The organism is Sphaerotilus sp. (genome assembly GCF_034519685.1).
Classification (GTDB): Bacteria; Pseudomonadota; Gammaproteobacteria; order Burkholderiales; family Burkholderiaceae_C; genus Sphaerotilus.
Genome location: NZ_JAXHOF010000002.1, coordinates 603,853 through 625,469, shown reverse-complemented (window position 1 = coordinate 625,469; position 21,617 = coordinate 603,853). Strand labels below are relative to the sequence as shown.

21 protein-coding genes and 1 other RNA gene are annotated in these 21,617 nt (G+C 69.6%); 9 read left to right on the top strand and 13 right to left on the bottom strand.

Annotated features, from left to right (window positions below; all coding sequences use genetic code 11):
• Positions 1–63 precede the first annotated feature (63 nt).
• The 3 genes from U5O44_RS03370 (at position 64) to U5O44_RS03360 (ending at position 1,596) form a co-directional block, all read left to right on the top strand.
• Complete coding sequence (locus U5O44_RS03370) at positions 64–552, top strand: hypothetical protein (RefSeq protein WP_322587040.1); 489 nt, start codon at positions 64–66, stop codon at positions 550–552.
• A gap of 125 nt (positions 553–677) precedes the next feature.
• Complete coding sequence (grxD, locus tag U5O44_RS03365; protein WP_322587039.1) at positions 678–1,001, top strand: Grx4 family monothiol glutaredoxin; 324 nt, start codon at positions 678–680, stop codon at positions 999–1,001.
• 10 nt (positions 1,002–1,011) lie between these two features.
• Complete coding sequence (locus U5O44_RS03360) at positions 1,012–1,596, top strand: UbiX family flavin prenyltransferase (protein WP_322587038.1); 585 nt, start codon at positions 1,012–1,014, stop codon at positions 1,594–1,596.
• A 72-nt stretch (positions 1,597–1,668) separates the two neighbouring features.
• Here U5O44_RS03360 and U5O44_RS03355 read toward each other — a convergent pair whose 3' ends face one another.
• The 4 genes from U5O44_RS03355 to U5O44_RS03340 form a co-directional block, all read right to left on the bottom strand.
• A complete protein-coding gene (locus tag U5O44_RS03355; RefSeq protein ID WP_322587037.1) occupies positions 1,669–2,364 on the bottom strand; it encodes a Bax inhibitor-1/YccA family protein in 696 nt (231 codons plus the stop codon).
• Positions 2,365–2,447: 83 nt separating this feature from the next.
• On the bottom strand, positions 2,448–2,810 hold the full coding sequence (locus U5O44_RS03350; protein ID WP_322587036.1) for a hypothetical protein: 363 nt from the start codon (positions 2,808–2,810) through the stop codon (positions 2,448–2,450).
• 26 nt (positions 2,811–2,836) lie between these two features.
• Positions 2,837–3,496, bottom strand: coding sequence for a lytic transglycosylase domain-containing protein (locus U5O44_RS03345; RefSeq protein ID WP_322587035.1), 660 nt, complete (start codon positions 3,494–3,496; stop codon positions 2,837–2,839).
• Entirely contained in the window at positions 3,493–5,238 is a 1,746-nt protein-coding gene (locus tag U5O44_RS03340; protein WP_322587034.1) for a proline--tRNA ligase, read from the bottom strand. Before U5O44_RS03340 ends, U5O44_RS03345 begins: the two co-directional genes overlap by 4 nt.
• 123 nt (positions 5,239–5,361) lie before the next feature.
• On the opposite strand from U5O44_RS03340, the gene U5O44_RS03335 reads away from it, so the two are divergent.
• The gene (locus U5O44_RS03335) at positions 5,362–5,991 is read left to right on the top strand and encodes an RNA pyrophosphohydrolase (RefSeq protein ID WP_322587033.1); all 630 of its coding nucleotides are present in this window, start codon (positions 5,362–5,364) and stop codon (positions 5,989–5,991) included.
• Here the strand turns inward: U5O44_RS03335 and U5O44_RS03330 are convergent.
• From U5O44_RS03330 to U5O44_RS03300, 7 genes are all read right to left on the bottom strand, one after another.
• Positions 5,977–8,085 (bottom strand): putative bifunctional diguanylate cyclase/phosphodiesterase, encoded by a 2,109-nt coding sequence (locus U5O44_RS03330; RefSeq protein WP_322587032.1) that lies wholly within the window; start codon positions 8,083–8,085, stop codon positions 5,977–5,979. The genes U5O44_RS03335 and U5O44_RS03330 overlap by 15 nt on opposite strands.
• Before the next feature lie 177 nt (positions 8,086–8,262).
• On the bottom strand, positions 8,263–9,162 hold the full coding sequence (locus U5O44_RS03325) for a DMT family transporter (protein ID WP_322587031.1): 900 nt from the start codon (positions 9,160–9,162) through the stop codon (positions 8,263–8,265).
• 19 nt (positions 9,163–9,181) lie between these two features.
• An RNA gene (gene rnpB / locus U5O44_RS03320) (RNase P RNA component class A) lies at positions 9,182–9,499 on the bottom strand.
• Between the two features lie 75 nt (positions 9,500–9,574).
• On the bottom strand, positions 9,575–10,837 hold the full coding sequence (locus U5O44_RS03315; RefSeq protein ID WP_322587030.1) for an SUMF1/EgtB/PvdO family nonheme iron enzyme: 1,263 nt from the start codon (positions 10,835–10,837) through the stop codon (positions 9,575–9,577).
• 42 nt (positions 10,838–10,879) lie between these two features.
• Complete coding sequence (gene lysC, locus U5O44_RS03310) at positions 10,880–11,200, bottom strand: Rz1-like lysis system protein LysC (protein ID WP_322587029.1); 321 nt, start codon at positions 11,198–11,200, stop codon at positions 10,880–10,882.
• 17 nt (positions 11,201–11,217) lie between these two features.
• Positions 11,218–11,751: a hypothetical protein gene (locus U5O44_RS03305; protein WP_322587028.1), complete on the bottom strand. Its 534-nt coding sequence runs from the start codon at positions 11,749–11,751 to the stop codon at positions 11,218–11,220.
• 47 nt (positions 11,752–11,798) lie between these two features.
• A complete protein-coding gene (locus U5O44_RS03300; protein WP_322587027.1) occupies positions 11,799–12,548 on the bottom strand; it encodes a formylglycine-generating enzyme family protein in 750 nt (249 codons plus the stop codon).
• Between the two features lie 354 nt (positions 12,549–12,902).
• Here U5O44_RS03300 and U5O44_RS03295 point away from each other — a divergent pair, with 354 nt between their 5' ends.
• The 4 genes from U5O44_RS03295 (at position 12,903) to U5O44_RS03280 (ending at position 17,589) form a co-directional block, all read left to right on the top strand.
• Positions 12,903–14,345: a bifunctional enoyl-CoA hydratase/phosphate acetyltransferase gene (locus tag U5O44_RS03295; RefSeq protein ID WP_322587026.1), complete on the top strand. Its 1,443-nt coding sequence runs from the start codon at positions 12,903–12,905 to the stop codon at positions 14,343–14,345.
• Positions 14,342–15,607 (top strand): acetate/propionate family kinase, encoded by a 1,266-nt coding sequence (locus tag U5O44_RS03290; protein WP_322587025.1) that lies wholly within the window; start codon positions 14,342–14,344, stop codon positions 15,605–15,607. Before U5O44_RS03295 ends, U5O44_RS03290 begins: the two co-directional genes overlap by 4 nt.
• Positions 15,608–15,666: 59 nt before the next feature.
• Positions 15,667–16,134 (top strand): hypothetical protein, encoded by a 468-nt coding sequence (locus U5O44_RS03285; RefSeq protein WP_322587024.1) that lies wholly within the window; start codon positions 15,667–15,669, stop codon positions 16,132–16,134.
• 117 nt (positions 16,135–16,251) lie between these two features.
• On the top strand, positions 16,252–17,589 hold the full coding sequence (locus U5O44_RS03280) for a carboxylate--amine ligase (RefSeq protein ID WP_322587023.1): 1,338 nt from the start codon (positions 16,252–16,254) through the stop codon (positions 17,587–17,589).
• Here the strand turns inward: U5O44_RS03280 and recQ are convergent.
• Positions 17,576–19,489, bottom strand: a complete 1,914-nt coding sequence (gene recQ / locus U5O44_RS03275; protein ID WP_322587022.1) for a DNA helicase RecQ — start codon at positions 19,487–19,489, stop codon at positions 17,576–17,578. The two genes, U5O44_RS03280 and recQ, sit on opposite strands and share 14 nt — an antisense overlap.
• Positions 19,490–19,529: 40 nt before the next feature.
• Positions 19,530–20,879, bottom strand: coding sequence for a chloride channel protein (locus U5O44_RS03270; RefSeq protein WP_322587021.1), 1,350 nt, complete (start codon positions 20,877–20,879; stop codon positions 19,530–19,532).
• Positions 20,880–21,008: 129 nt separating this feature from the next.
• On the opposite strand from U5O44_RS03270, the gene U5O44_RS03265 reads away from it, so the two are divergent.
• Positions 21,009–21,584: a single-stranded DNA-binding protein gene (locus U5O44_RS03265; RefSeq protein ID WP_322587020.1), complete on the top strand. Its 576-nt coding sequence runs from the start codon at positions 21,009–21,011 to the stop codon at positions 21,582–21,584.
• Positions 21,585–21,617 lie beyond the last annotated feature (33 nt).

Sequence of the window (21,617 nt, the reverse complement as noted above, 5' to 3'; positions counted from 1 at the left end):
TGGTTACCGACGTAGCATGGACTTCAGCGGCGCATCCCACGCCGGCACCGACTGGAGGATCCCATGGCCCCATCCGCTCGCATCCTGACCCTGGCCCTGTTGACGCTGGTCTGCCAGACCGCAACGGCCAACGACCAGACCGGCTCCGACACCACGCCTGGACAGCCGGGACTGCGTCCCCACGCAGGACTGGTCCGCAGTTTTGCCAACCCGGTACGCTGGCAGATGGTCGGCGACTACTACTTTGCACCCAGCCTGGGCCTGCGGGCCACTGGCGGCCTGCAAGCGGGCATGGCCCGCAGCAGCGACATCCGGCTCGGCACGACCCGCCAGCGCGCCATCCCGTACGTCGGGCTGGGTTACAGCACCGGCGGTGTCAGCGCCAACCGCTGGGGCGGCTGGGGCGTGTCGGCCGACATCGGCGTGCTGGCTGGGCGCGGCAGCGATCTGACACTCGGCCGGGCGCTGGAAAACCCGGCCGGCGTCGGTGAACTGCTCCGCGAACTGCGGTTGACACCCGTGCTGCAGATGGGGGTGTCGTACGCATTCTGAGCGGACCGCCAGACGATTTCCGGGGCACCCGGTGACGGGCGAGTGCCCTGATCGTGTCCCGGGCACACGCTTTGCCGTATAAATCGGGCTTGTTCACGTACTCCACAACCGATTCCCCCTGCACCATGTCCACACAGCAACGCATCGACCAACTCGTCAAGGGCAACCCCGTCGTCCTGTTCATGAAGGGCACGGCCCAGTTTCCGCAGTGCGGTTTCTCCGGTCGCGCGATCCAGATCCTCAAGGCCTGCGGCGTCGGCCCGCTCACCACGGTCAACGTGCTGGAAGACCCGGAAATCCGCCAAGGCATCAAGGAATACGCCAACTGGCCCACCATCCCGCAGCTCTACATCGGCGGCCAGTTCGTCGGTGGTTCGGACATCATGATGGAGATGTACCAGGCGGGCGAACTGCAGGAACTGGTGCAGTCGGTCAAGCCGGCGGCCTGAGCGCATCCCGTTGACCGCCCCTGTGCCTGCAGCGCCCCAGCGCCTTGTCGTCGGCATCACCGGCGCTTCGGGCGCGGCGTATGGCGTGCGGCTGCTGGAGCGCGCCCGCGATCTCGGGGTCGAGACGCATCTGGTGGTGACGCCCTCGGGCGTGCTGAATGTCCACCATGAATGTGGCCTCGACCGCCGCCAGCTCGAAGCGCTGGCCACCCGCGCCCATGCCCCCGGCGAGATTGGCGCCTGCATCGCCAGCGGCAGCTTCGACACCGCCGCCATGGTGGTGGCGCCCTGCACGATGAAGACACTGGCCGCCATCGCGCATGGCTTTGGCGACAACCTGCTCACCCGCGCCGCCGACGTGACGCTCAAGGAGCGTCGCCGCCTGATCCTGCTGGTGCGCGAGACGCCGTTCAACCTCGCGCATCTGCGCAACATGACGGCGGTGACCGAGATGGGCGGCATCGTCTTCCCACCGCTGCCAGCCTTCTACCACCGGCCGCAGACCATTGCCGAACTGGTCGACGAGACGGTGGAGCGGGTGCTGCAGCTCAGCGGAATGGAAAAAGCCCGTCCCAAGGCCTGGAACGGGCTTTGATGGCCCAGCAACCGTCAGTCAGTCAAGTCAGTCAGACAGGCATCTGACGGCTGACGGCAGAGGCGATGGTCATCAGTCGTCGTTGCCGCCGAAGATGCCAAGCAGTGCCAGCAGCGACTGGAACACGTTGTACAGGCTCAGGTAGATGCCCAGCGTGGCGGTGATGTAGTTGGTTTCCTCGCCGTCCTGGACGCGCTTCAGGTCGTACAGGATGAAGGCCGAGAAGATGCCGATCGCCAGCACCGACAGCGTGATCATCAGCGCGCTCGACTGCAGGAAGACATTGGCGATGCCAGCCACCACCAGCATGATCATGCCGATGAACAGGAACTTGCCCATCGAGCCGAGGTCACGCTTGATGACCGAGGACAGCGTGGCCATGCCCAGGAAGATGGCGCCCGTGCCAGCGAAGGCCATCATGATGAGACTGGCACCGTTGGCCATGCCCAGCACCGAGCCGACCAGACGCGACAGCATCAGGCCCATGAAGAAGGTGAACGCCAGCAGCAGCGGCACGCCCGCAGCCGAGTTCTTGTTCTTCTCGATCGCGTACATGAAGCCGAACGCGCCGGCCATGAACACGATCAGGCCGACCATCGGCGACATCATGCGCGTCAGGCCAGTGCTGACGCCGATCCAGGCGCCCAGCACGGTGGGGATCATCGACAGCGCAAGCAGCCAGTAGGTGTTGCGCAGGACACGGTTGCGCTCGGCGGCGCTGGGCATCGCCACAGGGCCGAAGCCGTGGGTCTGGAAAAGATCGGACATGACAGGTACTCCTGAGAGTGCAGTGGAAACGAGATGGAGACGAACAGGCGGAAATCAAGCCGCGGCCGCGGCCTGAGAAGGGCTCAGGCGCCGTGCGATGGGGGGCGCAGCAGGCCCGCAAGGCACGGGGCGGGGTGCCCAGTCTCCAGCACGGGGTAGGGACGCAGATGGACACCCAGCCCGAAGGCGGCAGCACCCAGGTCCACAGGCAGGCAGAGCAGCTCTGCCAGTTCGACCTGCCCCGGCGCCTCCACCGGCGCTGCAGGCAATTCGGAGCGGCAGAAGCCCTCCTCCGGTGTCTCCGCCGATCCACAGACCCGCTCCGACACCTGCGACACCGCGCCTCCGACGGCGTCCAGCACCATGGCGCTGGCGCGCGCCGAGCCAGACCAGCCGGCGAACAGCAGCAGGAAGGCAAGCAACAGGGACAGACCGCGGCGCAACATGACGCTTGAGTGTAGCGGGTTGCCGATCACCGTGAAGTCGGAGAAACAATCGGGGTAAGCGACGCAGAATCGGCGAATTCCCAGCGCCGCCGTGCGGCCATCACCATGGTTGGATACGGCGCCTTGCCGCGGCTGCCGTTGTAGCGGCCGAGTGCCATGAAGAGATCGCCTTTTTCGCGGTCCAGGTAGTGGCGCAGGATGACGCAGCCGAAGCGCAGGTTCGTCTGCATGTGGAACAGCCGGCTCGCGTCCCCGTCGCCGATCAGGCGCGCCCAGAACGGCATCACCTGCATGTAGCTGCGGGCGCCGACCACCGAGATGGCGTATTTGCGGAAACCGCTTTCCACCTCGATCAGCCCGAGCACCAGCGCGGTGTCGAGCCCGGCGCGGCGGCTCTCGTACCAGACGGTCTCCAGGAACTCGCGGCGCACATCGAAATCCGGCTTGCGTTTGGCCAGCCGCTGGCTCATCGCCCCCAGCCAGCGCAGGTGCGCAAGCCGCGCATCCAGCGACGGGAAGTCGAGCCTGGGAGGCGCCCCGCTGTCGGCCACCGCGGCCGCCAGCGCGGTGCGCACCGAGTCGGCGAGGGGTTCTTCGGCCTGTCGACCGGCCTGCACCGCAGGCGCCCAGCCAGTCAGACCGACGCTGCCAGCCCAGGCCAGCAGCGTGCGGCGACACGGTGTCATGCCTGCAGACGGGCCTTCACGAAGGCCGCGACCTCACCCGTGGCCACCTTGGTCGCCGCAGCGTCGCGGCGACCCTGGTATTCGAGCTGGCCTTCCTTGAGCCCGCGGTCGGACAGCACCACGCGGTGCGGCACGCCGATCAGCTCCCAGTCCGCGAACATCGCGCCCGGGCGCTCGCCGCGGTCGTCGAGCATCACGTCGATGCCGGCGGCCTGCAGCTCGTCGTGCAGCGCGTCGGCGGCGGCCTTCACGTCGGCCGAGCGGTCGTAGCCGATCGGGCAGATCGCCACCGTGAACGGCGCGATCGCGTCCGGCCAGACGATGCCGCGGGCGTCGTGGGCCTGCTCGATCGCCGCGCCGAGGATGCGCGTCACACCGATGCCGTAGCAGCCCATCTCGAAGTGCGCTGGCTTGCCGGTCTCGTCGAGGAAGGTCGCGTTCATGGCCTTCGAATACTTGGTGCCGAGGTAGAACACATGGCCGACCTCGATGCCGCGCTGGATCGCCAGCACGCCCTGCCCGTCCGGCGACGGATCGCCCGCGACGACGTTGCGGATGTCGGCAACGAGGTCCGGCTCGGGCAGGTCACGGCCCCAGTTGACGCCGGTGAGGTGGAAGTCCGGCGCGTTGGCACCGCAGACGAAGTCGGCCATGTTCGCCACCGTGCGGTCGGCGATGACCTTGACCGGCTTCTTCAGGCCGATCGGGCCGAGGTAGCCGGGCTTGCAGCCGAAGTGGTCCTCGATCTCGCCCAGCGTGGCGAAGCGGAAGCCGCCCTTGAGCCCCTCGACCTTGCCGACCTTGACCTCGTTCATGTCGTGGTCGCCGCGCACCAGCAGCAGCCAGACCGTGGACTTGACGATATCGCCTTTCTCATTGACCTCGTCGGTGGCCATGACCAGCGATTTCACCGTCTGCGCCAGCGGCAGGCCCAGCAGCACGGCCACATCGGCGCAGGTGCTCTTGCCCGGCGTCGCGGTCTTGGTCAGGGCCTGCGTCGCCGCGCCCCGTTCGCTCGTCAGCGCCACGGCTTCGGCCAGCTCGATGTTGGCGGCGTAGTCGCTGGTCGGGCAGTAGACGATGGCGTCCTCACCCGTGTCGGCGATGACCTGGAACTCGTGCGACAGGTCGCCGCCGATGGCCCCGGTGTCTGCGGCCACGGCGCGGTACTGCAGGCCGAAGCGGTCGAAGATGCGCTTGTAGGCGGCGAACATCGTCTCGTAGCTCTTGGCCGCCGCCGCCGGGTTGCGGTCGAAGGAGTACGCGTCCTTCATCGTGAACTCGCGCCCGCGCATGATGCCGAAGCGCGGCCGGCGCTCGTCGCGGAACTTGGTCTGGATGTGGTAGAAGTTTTTCGGCAGCTGCTTGTAGCTGCGCAGCTCCTGGCGGGCGACGTCGGTGACGACCTCCTCGCTGGTCGGCTGGATGATGAAGTCGCGGCCGTGCCGGTCCTTCACGCGCATCAGCTCCGGGCCCATCTTGTCGAAGCGGCCCGTCTCCTGCCACAGCTCGGCCGGCTGCACCACCGGCATCAGCATCTCCACGGCGCCCGCGCGTCCCATCTCCTCGCGGATGATGGCCTCGACCTTGCGGATCACGCGCAGGCCCATCGGCATGTAGTTGTAGATGCCAGCGCCGAGGCGCTTGATCATGCCCGCACGCATCATGAGCTGGTGGCTGACCACCTCGGCGTCGGCGGGGGCTTCCTTCTGGGTGGCGATGAAGAACTGGGAGGCTTTCATGGGGCGGGCAGCAGACTCGGGACAGACTGGGGAGATATCACTGTTCTTGTCGGGTGATACGCGGGGTTGCGATCACCAAGCCCAGTGCAATAATGAATCCAACGTGAAAATTGGGGTCTGATTATGCTTGACCGTGAAGGCTTCCGGCCCAACGTCGGCATCGTCCTGCTCAACCAGCGGAACCAGGTGTTCTGGGGCAAACGCATCCGCACCCACTCCTGGCAGTTCCCGCAAGGTGGCATCAAATATGGTGAATCGCCCGAGCAGGCGATGTTCCGAGAGCTCCACGAAGAGGTGGGCTTGTTTCCTGAACATGTGCGCATCCTGGCGCGCACACGCGATTGGCTGCGCTACGAGGTACCAGAGCATTTCATCCGCCGCGACGCCCGCGGCCATTACCGAGGACAGAAGCAGATCTGGTTCCTGCTGCAACTCACCGGCCGCGACAGCGACATGAACCTGCGCGCCTCCACGCACCCGGAGTTCGACGCCTGGCGCTGGCACGACTACTGGGTGCCGCTGGACGTGGTGATCGAGTTCAAGCGCGACGTCTACCAGATGGCGCTCACGGAACTTGCACGCTTCCTGCCGCCCAGGCCCAGCGGCCACGTCAACCGCTTCCTGCGGGGTGGCATGCGGGCGCAGCGCAGGGACGGTCAAGACCAGGACGGTGTGGAGGTGGGCGCCGCGGAGGGCGACCATCCACGCCCCGACGCGGAAGGTCTGGCCGTCAAGCTCTCAGGCAGCGTCTGAGCCCGCCAAGTCACGGGGCAGCCAGCGCCGCGCCGCCTCGGCGCTGACCGGCCGGCTGAACAGGAATCCCTGCGCCAGCGTGCAGCCCAGCTCGCGCAGCAGCGCGAGCTGACCGCGGGTCTCCACCCCCTCGACCACGACGCTCAGATCCAGCGCCCGCGACAGGTTCAGGACCGAGCGCAGCACCTCGACATCCCGGCTCGAGTGCTCCAGATCGGCGATGAAGCTGCGGTCGATCTTCAGCTCGTCGATCGGGTAGCGCCGCAGACACGCCAGCGAGGAATGCCCGGTGCCAAAATCGTCGATCGACACCCGCAGCCCGGCCTGTCGGATCTGGCGCAGCTGCTGGTGGGCACTCTCCGGATCGGCCATGAGCGCGCTCTCGGTCAACTCGATGACGAAGCGTGCCGGATCCAGCCCGTGCTCGGCCAGCAAGCGGGCCATCAGACCCGCCAGCCCCGGATGCCGGAACTGGGCAGCAGACACATTGATGGACATGCGTGGTACCCGGTAGCCATCCGCCTGCCACGCCAGCACCTGTCGGCAAGCCTCCCGCGCCACCCACAGCCCGATGCCGTCGATCAGGCCATTCTTCTCGGCCACCGGGATGAACGCCGCCGGCATCAGCCAGGCGCCCCCAGGCCGCTGCCAGCGCACCAGCGGCTCCACACCGACCACCTCGCCCGTCACGACATCCACCTGCGGCTGGTAGAGCAAGCGCAGCTCATCGCGCTCGATGGCCCAGCGCAGCCCCATCTCCAGGTGCAGCTGCTGGTCCATCGCGCGCTGCAGCTCGCTGGTGTAGAAATGGTAGGTCCGCTTGCCCTTGGCCTTGGCGGCGTACATCGCCACATCGGCCACCTGCAGCAGCGTGGCGCTGTCGCGGCCGTTGGTCGGGTACATGCCGACCCCCAGACTGGCGCCGACATAGAGCACCCGGTCGGACATGGCCAGCGGTGCACCCAGCAACTGCACCACCCGCTGCGCCAGCGCCTCGGCCTCGGCCGTGCTGGTGTGCTCGACCAGCACGGCAAACTCGTCCCCCCCCAGCCGCGCCACCGTGTCGCAGCCGCGCAGGCAGCCGCTCAGACGCTGCGCGATCACCTGCAGCAGTTCATCCCCGACTGCGTGGCCCAGCGTGTCGTTGATGAGCTTGAACTCGTCCAGATCGACGAACATCACCGCCAGCGACTCCTTGCGCTCAGCGGCCCGGCAGATCGCCTGGCGCACCCGGTCGTTGAACAGGAAGCGGTTGGGCAGTCCGGTCAGTTCATCGTGGGTCGCCAGGTACTCGATGCGGCGCTGCGATGCGTCGTAGCGGCCCGGGTCGCTGTAGACGCCGATGTAGTGCTGCAGCGTGCCTTGCCCATCCTGGACAGCATTGATCGACAGGAAGGCCAGATGGAGCGCGCCATCGCGGTGGCGGTTCCAGATCTCGCCTTGCCACCAGCCGCGGCTGGCCAGCGCACGGCGCATCTCCTCGAAGAACGCGGGGGCATGCTGCCCGGACGCCAGCAGGGCCGTGCGCTGGCCGACCACCTCATGGCCAGCGTAGCCGGTGTCGCGCTCGAAGGCGGCGTTGACGACCTGGATCACATGGTCGGCATCGGTGATGACGACACTCTCGCCGGTCCGGTCGAACAGCCGGGCGGTGAGCCGCATCTGGGCCTCGGCCTGTCGCTGGCGCGTGACATCGCGGTAGACCCACAGGTGCCCGGCCGACCGGCCATCGACCCGCATCGGGATGAAATCGCGCTCGGCCACCGCGCCCCCCCGCAGCACCACCTCCTCGGCATCCACAGGCTGGTCCGCGGCCATGATGGCCTGCAAGCGCAGCAGCGCCGCTGGCGGATCGGCAAATCCGCCCCCCAGCAGCGACAGCATCTGCTGCCCCGACAAGCCCTGCAGCGACGCCGGTGTCCGCTGCAGATGGAACTGCTCGCAGAAAGCCAGGTTGGTGAACTCGACATGGCCATGGCAATCCAGCACCAGCAAGCCCGAGTGCAGCTTGTCCAGGATCGTGGACAGCCGCGCGGACGCGGCAAGGAACTGGCTGCGGGCCGGCGCAAGATCGCGGAATTCGGTAGGCAACATGCAGGAGCGCGGGTGGGCAATCGACAGAGAGGCGGGTGGGGAACTGCGGAACTGCGGTGCGCATTTTCCGCACTTCGGGCACCGGCCGGCACCGACATGGCGGGCCTTGCAGGCCAATGAGTCAATTTCACACGGGGCACGCTCCCGTGCAGACAGTCGACCTGTGGCGGCGGACCGTCAGGCCGCCGGACGGCGGTTGAGCATCGCCAGTCCCGCCCCCACCCCGACCAGCGCCAGCACCAGCGCCGGGGTGATGGCCTCGTCCAGCAGCCAGCCCGCGCACAGTGTGCCGAACACCGGCGTCAGGAAGACGAAGGCCTGCACCTTGGTCGCCGGGTAGCGGGTCAGCAGCCAGAACCAGAGCAGGTAACTGGCGAAGGTGACGATCACGCCCTGGTAGAACAGCGCGCCCAGCGCCAGACCGCTCCAGTGCGTCGGCCAGGCCGCGCCACCCACCACCGCCGCGATCGGCGACAGCACGGCCGCCACGCCGAGCTGGTAGGCCAGCGTCACCTCGGACGCGGCACTGCGCAGCGCCGACAGGCGGATCGTCACCGTCGTCAGCCCCCACAGCAGCGCAGCCCCCAGGATCATCAGATCCCCTTTCCAGGAGCCGCCAGCGGCCCCTTCGCCAAAGGCCAGCGCGATGGAGCCGAACGCCACCAGCAGCCCGCCGAACTGCAGCGGCGAGAGACGCTCCCCCTGGTGCGCCGCGGCCAGCACGAGCGCGACGATGAACGGCGAGGTGTTGATGAACACGACCCCGCGCGCAGCCGTCGTGTACTGCAGGCCGACAAACGCCAGCCCGAACTCCACCGCGAACAGCAGCCCGCACAGCAGCCCCGGCCACCCCGTCCCGTCGGTGAACGACCAGCGGATGCCGCGCCAGCGCATCCAGCCCAGCAGCAGCACGAAGGCCACCACGCTGCGGATCGCCAGCTGCACCAGCACATGCACGTCGGGCATCGCGGCCTTGATGGAGACCTGGTTCAGGCCCCACAGGAAGCAGCACAGCAGCAGGCTGAGAACCGCAGTGGTGTCGAGGTGCGCGTGGCGCACGGGGGCCGTGGTGGACATGGTCGAAGGTGGAATAAAAGTGTGGAGTCAGCCGATAGGCCGGATTCTGTGCGATGGGTTGCCCCATCGTGACCGCCATTCATCTGGGCCGAGGGTCGCCCACCCGGCTCGGTGCCACCTACCCGCCAGCTCAGCGAGCCGCCTCAATGCTGGCCTATTTGGTGTTGCTGCGCGTAGAGATTGCCCGTTTCACCCGGACTGAACCGGCTCGTCTCTGTTGCTCTGATCCTCGCCTCACGGCGGAGAGGTGTTACCTCCTACGCTGCTCTGTGCAGTCCGGACCTTCCTCCAGTGCGGCCTTTCGGCAACTAGCACCAGCGGCGGTCTGGCTGGCTCCACGGGGCGGATTGTCACACAGCGGGCCACGCAGACGGATGCCGCATGGCAGATGGACGTCGGGGATCTGGCCCGCTCACAGGTCCGCAGACGCTCGGGCCAGACGGAAGCCGAAATACGGGTACCGCTCATTCGGCACGCTCGCGTCGCGGTTGGCGCAGCGGCAGTACCGCCCGTAGTCGATCCAGCTCCCGCCACGCAGCACCCGCAAGCGTGTGCCCTGGTGGTCCTGGCGCACCACAGGGTCCGTGACCGGCCCAGGCGGATAGGCCCTGAACTGGTCGGCACACCATTCCCACACATTGCCGTGCATCTCGTGCAGTCCCCACGGATTGGCAGGCAGGGACTTCACTGGCACCGTCTTCTCGCGGTACTGGCTCTTCTCGCCGCCGTTGTACGGATAGTTGCCGTCAAAGTTCACCTGCTCCGACGTGACCTGCGCGCCAAACGAGAACGGTGTCGTCGTCCCCGCCCGGCAAGCGTATTCCCATTGCGCCTCGCTCGGCAGTTCCAGGTTCAGCCCTGGCACTCGCGCATGGAGCTTCGGCAGGAACACGCCGGTGATGTCGTTCCAGCTCACCCGTTCGACCGGCAACTGCAGATCACCCTGGAAGTGGCTCGGGTTGGATCCCACCACCTCGCGCCACAGCGCCTGCGTGCAGGTCGTGTCCGCCAGCCAGAAGCCCCTCGTCAACACGACACGGTGGCGCAGTTCGTTGCTTTGGCGCTCAGCCTTGTTCAAGGGTGACCCCATCCAGAACTCCCCCGGCTCGATCCAGCGCATCCGCTGCACCACGCTGCCCACCTGGAATTCACACCACCGCCCGAACAGGTCCACCCCTTCGTCATGCAGCCAGGAGGGCCATGAACGCACCACGGCAGGTCCGGTCACAGGTCCAGGCCCAGGCACCGGTTTTTCCCGCCCCGACAGCACGTCCTGCATCGCCTGCACCAGGTCCGTCACCTGGTCATCGAAATGCGCCGCCTGCAGCGCCATCCCGCTGCGCAGGGACACGTTCTTCAGGTCCTGCGGCAGTTCGGCCCGACTCGGCAGCGCCGCCCCGTCCACCTGTACCGGCAGCACCGGCAAGCCACGCTGAAGCGCCCGCGCCAGTTCGCCACGCACACGATCCGGCTCGCCGCCGTCGTCCCGCCACGGGCGGATCTCGTCAAACCACGTCGGCCCGATCACCGCCAGCACCAGCACGCAGTCCTCAGGAGGCCCGTCGAGGTCGATGCACACCTGTTCGCCAAAATCCTGCCACAGCCGCTCGAACAGCGCCCGTGCCGCCCACGCCGTCTCGCTGCGCCGGTAGCTGATGAAAATCGTCCCTGTCATGTGTCGCACCTCGCCATCAAGGCGAGATTGTCCTCGCCGGCGTCAAGGCTTCTTGCCTGCCGCCTTTGCCAGCTCCGCGTTGTGCGCTTCGATCCGGGCGTTGCAGGTGTTGATCGTCCGGCGCAGATCGTCCTGCTGCGCAGCACAGCGCTGGAGCTGCTGGCGGTCTGCCAGGTGGACCTCCAGCAGCTCGCGGTAGGTCAGCCCGCTCTTCAAGGCGGCCGGGGCGGGGCATGGGGCCATCAGCACCGCCGGGGGTTCGCACTTGAGCGAAGGCGGCACCTGTGCGACGTACTGCGTGGCACAGGCCGTCAGCAGCAGCGGCGCAGTCACCAGCAGGCCTGTGCGTGTCCTCGTCTTCATGGTCGTCATCCTACTGGTCACCGGGACGCGGAGCGGCTGGTGCTGACCCGGTTGAGCGTCTTCAGCGCTTCGTCCGGCACCGGCGCCTGCAGGCAGTTCAGACCCGCCTGGAGACGCTGGAGCTGGTTCTGCAGCCGCACGAGCCGGGCCTCGCGGCGGTTGAGTTCCTCGCGCGCCGGCCCGATGCTGGCCGAGGCGAGCTGCAGCCGCACCCGCCGCAGTTCCGCCTCGTTGGCCTGGCGCTGGCCGCTGAGCACGGTCAGTCGCTCCTGCACCTCGTCGAAGGCTTCGGCCATCTCGACCTTCTGATCGTCGAAGGTCTTGCGCTGCGCGGCCAGGCGGGCTTCGTGTTCGGCTTGCTGGGCCTGGAGGGCCTCGGCGAGTTGCTGGCGGGCGGCGGTCTGCTCGGCCAGCGCCGCCTGGCCGGATCGTTCCAGCGCGGTGATCTGGGCCTGGGCGTTCTCCAGCCTGGCCGAACCGATGCCATGGCCGATCCAGCCCGCCACCAGCAGGGCGATCGTGGACACGACAAGGCGGATCTGGTGTTGCATGGGGTGAGTCCCGGGCTGTGCAGTCTGTGCGGAGTGGAGACCTGATGTTACGAAGGAACGTCGAGCGAATCGGTGAGGATTGGTGATCCGCCGCTCAGGGGCACCAGCAGGCGAAAGCCCAGGTCATGGCGCGCCGCGGTGCGGCTGTGCTGGTCCCGGCAGGCGGCCCGCAGCAGGCGGGCGCTGCTGTTCCACGAGCCGCCGCGCGCCACGCGCAGATCGCTGCGGTGGCCGGCACCGTCCGCCTGCTCGCACCACTCCTGCACATTGCCATGCATCTGCCACAGCCCCCAGGGGTTCGGCGCGAAGGTGCGCACCGGCACCGTCTGGCGCGGCAGGCAGCCCGCATGCTGGGCGCAGTCCGGCGGCACCGGCCCGTCGCCCCAGTGGAATGCGGTCTGCGTGCCAGCACGGCAGGCATATTCCCACTGCATTTCAGTCGGCAGCGTGGCATGCAGCCCCGGCACGCGGCGGTTGAGTTCGCTCAGGAAACGCGCGGTCACCGCATCCCAGCTCACCTGCTCGACCGGCAGCTCCTCACCGCGGAACCGGCTGGGCTGCTGCCCGGTGACGGCCTGCCACAGCGCCTGGGTGCAGGCGGTGTCGGCCAGCCAGAACGGCGCCGCCACGGTGGCCCAGCGCCGCGGCTCGTCCTGCCGGCGGCCCGGCTCCCGGGCAGGCGATCCCATCCAGAACGCCCCCGCCGGCAGGCAGCGCAGCCGCTGCGTCACCCCGCCCACCGTCAGCTCGGCCCAGTCACCGTACAGATCGCGGCCCTGCGCCGACGCCCAGTCCAAACTGCAAGACCCGTCGTCAAGGCTTGCACAGCTTTTTCCCTGACCCTCTACAGCCATGTCGTGAATACTCCCTGTCCCCGCGAGATGACCAGGATCCAGGAGCCCCCGCTCCCCCGATCCAGGCCCTTCCAGGGAACCGGATTGAACCACTGACAACGACAAGACACTGCACGCCACACCCATCACACCCCCCCTGTTCGAGGGGGTTTTTCACCTTGGAGACTATCCGGAGCGGAAAACAGGGTGTCGGCTGGTCCGAAGATTGCGCCACATCAAGAATGGTGTTGTGCGCCATGACCGGGTCACGGCGTTCCAGCACCCTGCGTGCATGCTCTTGCGCAGGAGAATTTCAGCATGACGACCCCGACCCTGCGGGCCACGCCCGGCCCCGACGCAGCCCTGATCACCAACCGCACCTACGACGAGATGCCCCTCGGGGCCAGCGCCCGCCTGGTGCGCACGCTGACGCAGGACGACATCCTCGCCTTCGCGCTGGTCTCGGGCGATGTGAACCCGACCCACGTCGACACCGACTACGCCAGCGGCACCCGCTTCCACGGCACCATCGCCCACGGCATGTGGGCCGGCGCACTGATCTCGACCCTGCTGGGCACCGACTTCCCCGGCCCCGGCACGGTCTACGAGGCGCAGATGCTGCGCTTCCACCTGCCGGTGCGCGCGGGCGACACGCTGACCATCCAGGCCACCGTCACCGCCCGCGACGACGAGCGCCACCGCCTGACGCTCGACTGCGTGGTCACCAACCAGGCGGGCGCGGTGGTGGTCAGCGGCGAGGCGATGGTGCGGGCGCCGCTGCAGAAGATCAGCCGCCCGCGCGCCGCGCTGCCGACCATGCACCTGTTCGACCCCGCAGCGCGGCTGGCCGAGTGGGTCGACGGCTGGGCGGCCGATCTGGCCGGGCAGCCGCCGATCCCGTGCGGCGTCGTGCACCCGTGTGACGAGGCTTCGCTGGCCGGGGCGATGGCGGCGGCGCGGCGCGGGCTGATCGAGCCATGGCTGATCGGGCCGGAGGCGCGCATCCGGGCGGTCGCGGCCGAACTCGGGCTGGACCTGACCGGCGTCCGCATCGAGGCGGTCGAGCACAGCCACGCCGCCGCCGCCCGCGCCGCCGCGCTGGCCGCCGCCGGCACGGTCGAGCTGCTCATCAAGGGCAGCCTGCACACCGACGAGCTGATGCACGCCGTCATCGCCACCCCCGCGCTGCGCACCAAGCGCCGCATCTCGCACGTCTTCCGCTTCGACGTGCCCGCCTATCCCAAGCCGCTGCTCATCACGGACGCCGCCATCAACATCGCCCCGACGCTCGAAGAAAAGGCCGACATCGTCAGCAACGCCATCGACCTGGCACGGGTGCTGGGCGTGGCGCGGCCGAAGGTGGCGATCCTGGCGGCGGTCGAGACGGTGAGCACGAAGATGGCCTCGACGCTGGACGCCGCCGCACTCTGCAAGATGGCCGACCGGGGCCAGATCAGCGGCGGCCTGCTCGACGGGCCGCTGGCCTTCGACAACGCCATCTCGGCCGAGGCCGCGCGCATCAAGGGCATCCGCTCCGAGGTGGCCGGTGACGCCGACATCCTGCTGGTGCCGGACCTGGAGGCCGGCAACATGCTGGCCAAGCAGCTCGACTACCTGGCCGGCGCGGCCGGCTGCGGCATCGTGCTCGGCGTGCGGGTGCCGATCGCGCTGACCAGCCGCGCCGATGGCGAAGCCTCGCGGCTGGCCTCGGCAGCACTGGCGGCCCGGCTGGCACTGGCGTGGAGGACACAGCGGCCATGAACACCATCCTCGTCATCAACGCCGGCTCCTCCACCCTGAAGTTCGCGCTCTACCCGCGCTGCGGCGACACGCCGGGCGAGATCGCCGCCCACCCGTCCTTCGCCGCCGGCCAGATCGACGGTCTGCAGCCCGGCGGGCGGCTGCGGCTGTGTCCGGCGGGGGCGGACCCGGTCGATCTGGACGAACCAGCGGACGAGGCGCAGCGCTTCGGCGTGGCGCTGCAGGCCGTGCAGGCTTACATCGCCGCCGCCGCGCCGGATGCGCAGATCGCCGCCGTGGCACACCGGATCGTGCATGGGGGGCGCTACTACCGCGCCCCGACCCGGCTCGACGACACGGCCATGATGCTGCTGACCAGCCTGGTGCCGCTGGCGCCGCTGCACCAGCCGCACAACCTCGCCGGCGTGCGGGCATTGCGCAAGGTGTTTCCGGCGCTGCCGCAGATCGGCTGCTTCGACACCGCCTTCCACGCCGACCTGCCCGCGCTGGAAACCCGCTTCGCGCTGCCGCAGGCGCTGCACGACGAGGGCGTGCGGCGCTACGGCTTCCACGGGCTGTCCTACGACTACGTGATGCAGGTGCTGCGCGACTGCAGCGCACGCGCCGGGGGCCGCGTGCTGATGGCGCACCTGGGCAGCGGCGCCAGCCTGTGCGGCGCGCGTGCGGGGCGCAGCGTGGCGACCTCGATGGGCTTCTCGGCGCTGGACGGGCTGATGATGGGCAGCCGCTGCGGGCAGCTCGACCCCGGCGTCGTGCTGCACCTGTGGCGCGAGGGCTGGACCGAGGCGCAGGTCGAGCACCTGCTTTACAAGGAAAGCGGCCTGCTCGGCGTCTCGGGCCTGTCCGCCGACATGCGCCTGCTGCGCCGCGCCGCCGACGACGGCAACCCGCAGGCCCGCACCGCGATCGACCTGTTCACCTACCGCCTGACCCGCGAGGCCGGCGCGCTGGCGGCCGTGCTGGGCGGCGTGGACGTGCTGGTCTGCACCGGCGGCATCGGCGAGCACGACGCCGCCACGCGCGCCGCGCTGGCGCAGGCGCTGCAGTACCTGGGCGTGACGCTGGACGACACGGCCAACGCGGCGGCCCGTGGCGACGGCATCGCGCCGGTCCACGCGGCGGGCAGCGCCGTCGAGGTCTGGGTGGTGCCGACCGACGAGGGCCGGGTGGCGGCGCAGGCCGCGTGGGCACTGCTCGGCGCGGCGGGCGCCTGCGCGGGTGACGGCGCGGGCCACGGCCACGCCGACAGCGGGTCGCCGTAAACCCGCACGCCCTGCGGGGCGTTCAGCACAGGGTCACCCGTGTTCCACAGGATCGCACCATGCCCGCCCTGCCCGCCTCCGCTTCTCACCGCCGCACTGGGCGCACCGCGCGCCAGACCGCCGCCGCCCTGCTGCTCGCCGCGACGCTGGGGCTGGCGGGCTGCGGCGGCGGAATCTCGGTGGGCATCGGCTATGGCTACGACTACGACGGCTACGACGACTACGGCCAGTACGACGAAGCCCCGACCGTGCGGCTGTCGCTGAGCACCCAGTCGGCGGGCTCGGGCACCACGGTGCGCCTGAACGCCCAGCCAGACGATGACTACGGCATCACGCAGGTGGATTTCGATCTGGCCTACCCCGACGGCCGCATCGTCTCGCTCGGCAGCGTGCGCCGCCCGCCCTGGCAGATCGACATGGTGCTGCCGGCCGGCACCGGCGGCAGCGTGCTGCAGCTGCGCGCCCGCGCCTGGGACGACGCGGGCCAGTCGGGCGTCAGCCCGTGGATCGGCCTGAGCGTGCGCTGAGCGTCCGACACCGGGAAACCCGGATGCGGACGGTCACCCGGATGTGCTAATTTCGCACGCTTTCGGCAATTGAAACGCCGAAGTACCATCCCACCCGGCCCACTCCGGGATTCGCCCATGTCCGCCGCCCCGACACCAGCCAAGCTCCACATTCCCGCTGTCGTGCTGTCCTGCATGGGCGCCCCGGAGGGTGACCTCAACGCCGTGCGCTCGCTCGGCGAGCGTGGCGTGCCCGTCATCGTCATCAGCGAGTACGACGATCCGCCCTCCCGCCACTCGCGCCACTGCCGCGAGTTCATCCTGCTGCCCGGCTACACGCAGAACGCGGCACTGCTGGCGACGGCGCTGCGCGACATCCACGACCGCCACGGCGCAGCCCCTGTCGTCTTCCCCACCGCCGACCCGGACCTCGCGGCGCTGCAGCAGGTCGCACCGGGGCTGGGCGACCGCGTGCGCTCGACGCTGGCCGACGCCCACCTGGTCGACGCGATGGCCGACAAGTCCCGCTTCGACCGACTGGCGCAGGCGCATGGCATGCCCGTGCCCTGCACCGCCGCGCCGCGCAGCCTCGACGAGGTCGCGCAACTCGCCGCGACCCGCCCCTTCCCGATGATCGCCAAGCCGGCGCAGCCCACCGCATGGATGCACCCGGCCATCGCACCGGACATCGCACAGGCCAAGGCGATCGTGCTCCCCGACGCCGACGCGCTGATGCACGTCGCCCGCCAGCTCGCGCCCCATGGCTTGCACCTGATCGTGCAGGACTACGTGCCCGGCGACGACGACACCCATTTCACCGTCGACGTCTACATCGACGCGCAGGACCGCGTGCGCGCCACCTGCAGCGGCATCAAGCGCCGGCACTACCCGGCGCACCTGGGCAGCGGCTGCTACTGCGAAGGCGTCGAGCGGCCCGAACTGGAGGCGCTGGCTGCGCGGCTGCTGCAGGACATCGGCTACCGCGGCCTCGCCAACCTCGACTTCAAGCGCCACGCCGTGACCGGCGACTACCGTCTGCTGGAAATCAACCCGCGCCTGAGCCAGTGGCACATCCTGGCCACGCGCTGCGGTCGCAACCTGCCGTGGCTGGCCTACCGCGACGCCTGCGGTCTGGCACCCGAGCCGCTGCCGGCGCGGCGCACTGGCGTGCATTACCTGAGCGAGAAAAACGACCTGCGCGCGATGCGCCAGTACCGCCGCGAGGGCGCTTGGCCGCTGGGCGCCTACCTGCGCTCGGTGCTGCGGCCAGGGCTGGTGCTGCAGTTGCTGGCGCTGGACGACCTCGGCCCGGCGCGGGCGGAGGTCGGCACATGGCTGGCACGCCGGCTGAAGCGGCTGGGACAGTGGTGGCGACGCCCGCCGGGCGAGGCGCGCCCTGCGGCCGGTGCAGCGGCGGCGGAACACCGTGCGCGACCGGCCAACGCGCTGGACCACGCCCCCGTCAAGCTGCGCTGAGCACGTCCAGGATCGCCTGCCCGTAGGCTTCCAGCTTCTTCGCCCCGACCCCGGTGATCTCGCCCAGTTCGCGCAGCGACGCGGGCTGGCGGCGCGCCATCTCGGCCAGCGTCGCGTCATGGAAGACGACGTAGGCGGGCAGGTTGTGCTCCCGCGCCACCCCGGCGCGCCACTGGCGCAGCGCCTCGAACAGCGCCACCTGCGGCGCGTCCAGATCGGCCGGCGCCACCTTCGGCACCCGCGCCCCGGCCTCCGCACCCGGCGCGGCGCGGCTGCGCGAACGGCTGCGGCGCGGCGCCTCGGCCGGCGTGCGCATGCGCAACTGCACTTCGCCGCGCAGCACCGTGCGCGCCGTGTCGGTCAGCGCCAGCGTGCCGTACTCGCCCTCGGTCACGACATGCCCGAGCGCCACCAGTTGCCGCAGCACCGCGCGCCACTGCTGCTCGCTCAGGTCAGCGCCGATGCCGAAGGTGCTGAGCGTCGCGTGGCCGTACTGCTCGACCTTCTCGGTGCGCTTGCCGCGCAGCACGTCGATCAGGTAGGCCACGCCGAAGCTGCGCGCGCCGTGGGTCTCGCGGCCGTGCTGGGCGAAGCGGTAGATGCACGACAGCGCCTTGCGCGCCGCGTCGGTGCTGTCCCAGGTGACGGGCGGGTGCAGGCAGTTGTCGCAGTTGCCGCAGGGCTGGCTGTCCTCGCCGAAGTAGGCCAGCAGCCGCACGCGCCGGCAGTCGTGCGCCTCGGCCAGCGCCAGCAGCGCGTCGAGCTTGCCGCGCTGCACGCGCTTGAAGTCCTCGGTCGCCGGGCTCTCGTCGATCATGCGGCGCTGGTTCACCACGTCGGCCAGCCCGTAGGTCATCCACGCATCGGCCGGCGCCCCGTCGCGCCCGCCGCGCCCGGTCTCCTGGTAATAGCCTTCGATGTTCTTGGGCAGGTCGAGGTGGGCGACGAAGCGCACGTCCGGCTTGTCGATGCCCATGCCGAAGGCGATCGTCGCCACCATCACCAGCCCCTCTTCGCGCAGGAAGCGGTCCTGGTGGCGCTTGCGCACCCCGGCGTCCAGACCCGCGTGGTACGGGAGCGCCGGGATGCCCTCGTCCTGCAGCCACGCTGCCGTTTCCTCGACCTTCTTGCGGCTGCCGCAGTAGACGACACCCGCATCGCCCTCGTGCTCGTCGCGCAGGAAGCGCAGCAGTTGGGTGCGGGCGTTGTCGCGCTCGACGATGGTGTAGCGGATGTTCGGGCGGTCGAAGCTGCTGATGAAGAGCTTCGCGTCCTGCAGCTGCAGCCGCTCGATGATGTCGGCGCGGGTGTGGTCGTCGGCGGTGGCGGTCAGCGCGATGCGCGGCACGTCGGGGAAGCGCTCGTGCAGCGCCGACAGCCCCAGGTATTCCTCGCGGAAATCGTGGCCCCACTGGCTGACGCAGTGCGCCTCGTCGATGGCGAACAGCGAGAGCTGACCGCGCTCGTGCAGCGACTCCAGCATCGCCAGAAAACGCGGCGTCAGCAGCCGCTCGGGCGCGGCATAGAGCATGGTCAGCCGGCCGGACAGCAGGCCCTGCTCGACCGAGGCGGCCTGCTGCGCGCTGAGGGTCGAGTTCAGGAACGCCGCTTCGACGCCGACCTCGTCGAGCGCGCCGACCTGGTCCTGCATCAACGCGATCAGCGGGCTGACGACGACCGCGACGCCCTGCCCCCCGCGGTGGCGGACGATGGCGGGGATCTGGTAGCACAGGCTCTTTCCCCCGCCGGTCGGCATCAGCACCAGCGCGTCTCCGCCGCCGATGAGCTGCTCGACGATGGCCTGCTGCTGGCCACGGAAGGCGGAGTAGCCGAAGACCTCGGCGAGCACCTGGCGGGCGGTGGCGGTTGTGGTGGCGGAGGGGGCGGCGGTGGCGTTCATGGGTGGCGCCGATGGTACGCGAGGCCCGTCCGCCGCGATCTCACCCGGAAGGGGGACGTGTGGCCGGCGGCATGCCCCAGCGCAGCGCCAGCTCGGTGTACATCGGCGGGCTCACCAGCCGCGCCACCCCGCCCGACAGCAGCGCACACGCCATCAGGCTCAGCACCATCGCCTGTCCGGACACCATCTCCATCACGATGATGAAGGCGGTGATCGGCCCCTGCGTCGAAGCGGACAGGAAGCCGACCATGCCCAGCGCCACCAGCGCCACCGCCTCGGGCCGCCCGGCCAGCCCGACCAGCCGCGCCACGTCATGCCCCAGCCCCGCGCCGATGGCCAGCGACGGCGCGAACACCCCCGCCGGCACGCCGCTCCACGCCGACAGCCAGGTCGCGACGAACTTCAGCAGCGTGTAGAGCGGCGGCAGGCCGTCCTCGCCGTGTTCGAGCAGCGCGCGGGTCGGGTGGTAGCCCGCGCCGGCCGTGGCGCCGCCGGTCACCGCGCCGATCACCGCGACCGCCAGCCCGCACGCCGCCGCGAAGCGCAGCGGGTGGCGGCTGCGCCACTGGCTGATGCGGTCGCCGCCCTGGGCGCAGACGACCATCAGCGTGGCGAACAGTCCCCCCGCCAGCCCCGCGACCAGCGCCACCACCAGCCCCGGCCCGAGCAGCGCCCAGTCCAGCCGCGGCACGACCAGCGCGCCGAAGTAGCTGTGGTTGCCGAACACCGAGATCGACACCAGACCGGCCAGCACGATGGCGGCGATGGTGAGGTGGCTGTGCTGGAGGTGGCGTCGGCGGGTGAGCTGCTCGATGGCGAAGACGATGCCGCCGAGCGGCGTGTTGAAGGCGGCGGCGACCCCGGCCGCCGCGCCCGCCACCATCAGGTCATGGGCGTCGATGCCACTGCCCGGCGACAGCCAGCGCCGCGCGTGCTGCATCACCCCAGCGCCGACCTGCACCGTCGGCCCCTCGCGCCCGATCGACAGGCCGCCGAGCATGCCCGCGCTCGTCAGCACCACCTTGTGCAGCGCCAGCCGCAGCGACACCAGCGCCGACGCCTGGGCGGGCGGGATCTCGTCGTGCAAGGCGGCGATGACCTGCGGAATGCCCGAGCCGGCGGCGGTCGGGGCGAAGCGGCGGGTCCACATCAGGATCGCCACCGTCAGCAGCGGCGTCCAGACCAGCGCCAGCAGCGCGCCGAACGTGCCGGCGCCGCGCAACTGCATGTAGGTGTCGGTGGCGACCTCGGTCAGCATCGTGAAGCCGACCACCGTCAGGCCGGTCAGCACCGCGTAGACCAGCACGACGGTCTGGTCCCTCCAGCGGTGGCCTTCGCGCAGGGCCTGGAACAGGACGCGCCAGGAGGGAGATCGATCGGGGGTCGGCATCACCAGTCGGGGGGAGAGCGCCAGGGGCGGGCGGTGCGGCACAATTGTCCCCCAACTTGTCTCACATTCCGGCCCGGGCGCCCTGCCCGCGCCGCGAACAGCACAGCATTCCCACAGGAGCGAGCGGCCATGGCCTCCGTCAACAAAGTCATCCTCATTGGCAACCTCGGGCGCGATCCCGAAATGCGCTACACGCCCAGCGGCTCGGCCATCTGCAGCCTGCGCATCGCCACAGCACGCACCTGGAAAAACAAGGACAGCGGCGAGCGCGTCGAAGAGACCGAATGGCACTCGGTGGTCATGTACGACCGTCTGGCCGAGGTGGCGGGCGAGTACCTGCGCAAGGGCCGTCCGGTCTACGTCGAAGGGCGCCTGAAGACCCGCAAGTGGCAGGACAAGGAAGGCAACGACCGCTACACCACGGAGATCGTCGCGGAAGAGATGAAGATGCTGGGTGGCCGCGAGGATGGCGGTGGCGGCGGTGGTAGTGGCCGCAGCGGCGGTGGCGGCAGCGAGTACGGCGACGACATGGGCGGCGGCGGTGGTGGTGGCGGTTATGCCCCTGCGCCGGCGCCACGTGCGATGGCCCCGCGGGCGGCTGCCCCGGCGCCGCGCGCTCCGGCCCCGACCCCGCGTCCGGCACCCGCCCCTGCGCCGAAGTCCTCGACGGGGTTTGATGACATGGATGACGATATTCCGTTCTGAGGTCTGGCTGGATCGGGATGGTCAGCAAGCAAG